The organism is Nocardioides sp. NPDC057772, from assembly GCF_042798075.1.
GTDB lineage: Bacteria > Actinomycetota > Actinomycetes > Propionibacteriales > Nocardioidaceae > Nocardioides.
In genome coordinates, this window is sequence record NZ_JBHVKN010000378.1 from 1 (window position 1) to 1,727 (window position 1,727).

The 1,727-nt window shown below is 71.7% G+C and carries 1 protein-coding gene; it reads right to left on the bottom strand.

Annotated elements, in window-relative coordinates; all coding sequences use genetic code 11:
- On the bottom strand, window positions 1-1,727 hold a 1,727-nt coding region (locus tag ACFVJS_RS27855), incomplete at both ends, for a phenylalanine--tRNA ligase subunit beta (protein WP_378886783.1).

Consider the following 1,727-nt stretch of genomic DNA (forward strand, 5'->3'; position numbering starts at 1 on the left):
CGTCGAAGAGCCGCACGGTCTCCAGCAGCTCGCCCGCACCCTCGCGCAGGGCCGCCTCGACGGCAGCGACGGTGACGTCGGCCGACACGATCAGCGCGACGTCCTCCTTGGCCACCGGCATGGTCGAGAAGACCGGGCCGGCCGCGGTGGCGGGCACCTTCGAGATCAGGAGGTGGAGGTCGATCTCGACCGCTGCCGAACGGGCCGGCAGTCCGAACGCCTTGCACACGTTGGGGTGCAGCTCGCCGGCGTGGCCGAACTCGACCCCGTCCACGGAGACGACCGCGCAGCGACCCGGGTGCCACGGCGCCCGCGACGCCGAGGCGACCTCGACCGGGACACCGAGCTCGGTGCCGAGGCGGCGGACGACGTCGATCGCGTCGGCCCACGACGCGGTCTCGGCGGAGCCCCACCAGCCACCCCGCGTACGCTCCCCGGCGAGGACGACGGCGAGGTGCAGCGGCTGGCGCGGGATCGCGGCGAGCAGCTTCTCGAGCTCCTCCTCCGACGGGCGCCGGTCGACACCGTAGATCGGCGCGGCCTGGTCCACGGGGAACGCGACGGTCGCGGTCTCGAACAGGGCGACCCCGTCCTGACCCCGGGACACGTTGCGGGCCGCCACCTTCAGCAGCCCCGGCAGGAGCGTCGTGGTGTAGCCGGGCTCCTCGCTGCTGAGCGGGTTGGCCAGCTTGACGGTGTGGCGCAGGACGTCGTCGGCGGGCAGCCCGAGGCGATCGAAGTCGGCCTCGCCCACGAACGGGAAGTCGACGACCTCCACCAGCCCGGCCCCTGCCAGCGTACGGCCGATCCGGCGACGCAGCTGCTGGGCGCGGGTCAGACCGCGACCGGTCGCCCGGCGCGGCAGCACCGAGGGGACCTTGTCGTAGCCGACGATGCGGGCGACCTCTTCGACCAGGTCGTAGGGGTCGTTGAGGTCGGTGCGGTAGGTCGGAACGGTCACGGTGAGGTTGTCGCCCTCGACCCTCACCTGGGCGCCGATCAGCTCCAGGCACTTGACCACCGTGCTGTCATCGAGGTCGATACCGATGATCCTCGACGGCAGCGACGTCGGGATCGTGATCGTCGTGAGCGGCTTGCGCGTCTCCGGCGAGGCCCCCGGGCCGACCTCGGTCACGCCCGGCTCGGCGACGCCCCCGCCGTACTCCACCAGAAGCTCCACGACGCGGTCGGCGGCGATCGGCGGCAGCAGCGGGTCGACCCCTCGCTCGTTTCGCTTCCCTGCCTCGCTGGTGAGCTTGTGCCGGCGCCCGGTGCGGAACATCGAGCGCGGATCCCAGTGGGCCACCTCGACGAGGACGTCGGTGGTGGTCTCGGAGATCTCCGTCGACGCACCGCCCATCACGCCGCCCAGCCCGATCGGGCCGGTGTCGTCGCAGACCACGAGGTCCTCGGGGTCGAGCTCCCGCACGGTGTCGTCGAGGGTGGTCAGCTTCTCCCCCTCGTGCGCGCGGCGGACCACGATCGGGCCGGTCAGCTTGGCCTTGTCGTAGGCATGGATCGGGTGACCGAGCTCGAACATCACGTAGTTGGTGACGTCGACGCCGAGCGAGATGGAGCGCACGCCGACCTGCTCGAGGCGCTTCTTGATGAACTCGGGCGTCGGCGCGGTCGGGTCGAACCCGGTCACCGTGCGGGCGACGAAGTAGTCGCAGCCGGTCTCGTCCTCGATTCTCACCGGGTAGCCCTCGGTGTTGGCGAGGGGCACG